The sequence below is a fragment of the Pseudomonas sp. P4_C3 genome (assembly GCF_056402075.1).
Window position 1 is genome coordinate 1 of record NZ_JBFUIC010000662.1, and the last position, 1112, is coordinate 1112.

Sequence of the window (1112 nt, forward strand, 5' to 3'; positions counted from 1 at the left end):
CGATTGTGTGCCGAGTGGCAGCAGTTGCCATTCGTTGCCCTCGACACCGAATTCATGCGGGTCGACACCTTCTACCCGATCGCCGGCCTGCTGCAGGTCGGCGATGGCGAACGCGCCTACCTGATTGATCCACTGACCATCGATAACTGGCAACCACTGGCCGCGCTGCTGGAAAACCCGGCCGTGGTCAAAGTTGTCCACGCGTGCAGCGAAGACCTCGAAGTCTTGCTACGCCTGACCGGCAGCCTGCCGGCGCCACTGTTCGATACGCAGTTGGCTGCCGCTTACCAGAACCTCGGTTTTTCCATGGGTTATTCGCGGCTGGTGCAGGAAGTGCTCGGCATCGACTTGCCCAAGGGTGAAACCCGTTCCGACTGGYTGCAACGTCCGCTTTCCGAAACMCAGATCAGCTATGCCGCCGAAGATGCCGTGCACCTGGCTGAAGTCTTCGTAAAGCTGCGGCCAAAGCTGTCTGACGAGAAGTACGCCTGGGTCCTGGAAGACGGCGCCGAACTGGTGGCCAACCTGCGCCGCGAGATCGATCCGTACGAGGTCTATCGCGATGCCAAGTTGGCCTGGAAGCTGTCTCGCGCCCAACTCGCCGTTTTGCGTGAGCTCTGCGCCTGGCGCGAAAAGGAAGCCCGCGCGCGTGACCTGCCGCGCAACCGGATTATCCGCGAGCATTCGTTGTGGCCGCTGGCGCGTACGCAACCGGATAACCTCGGTGCCTTGGCGAAAATCGAAGACATGCACCCGCGTACCGTGCGTCAGGACGGCGAGTTTCTGCTTGATCTGATCAAGCGCTCTGGCAGTGTGTCGCCTGATCAATGGCCACCAGCCGTGCCGGAGCCATTGCCGGTGGACGCTGCCGTGCTACTCAAACAGATGAAAGCCATCGGCCAGGCCGAAGCCGAGCGCCTGAACATTGCGCCGGAACTGATGCTGCGCAAGAAAACCCTGGAAGCGCTGCTCAAGAGCGGCTTTCCCAATGGTCCCTACCAATTGCCTGATTCGCTGCGTGGCTGGCGCCGCGAATTGATGGGCCAGGCGCTGCTCGACAGCCTGGCCACCGCCGGAGAACAGCCTTGAAACGTATTTGTTCCATCTACCGC

Annotated in this window: 1 protein-coding gene; it reads left to right on the plus strand. The window is 61.2% G+C overall.

The window, feature by feature from the left end; genetic code table 11:
- A partial coding sequence (gene rnd, locus AC1DVH_RS31575) for a ribonuclease D (protein WP_477757086.1) occupies positions 1-1089 on the plus strand: 1089 nt, incomplete at its 5' end.
- Positions 1090-1112 lie beyond the last annotated feature (23 nt).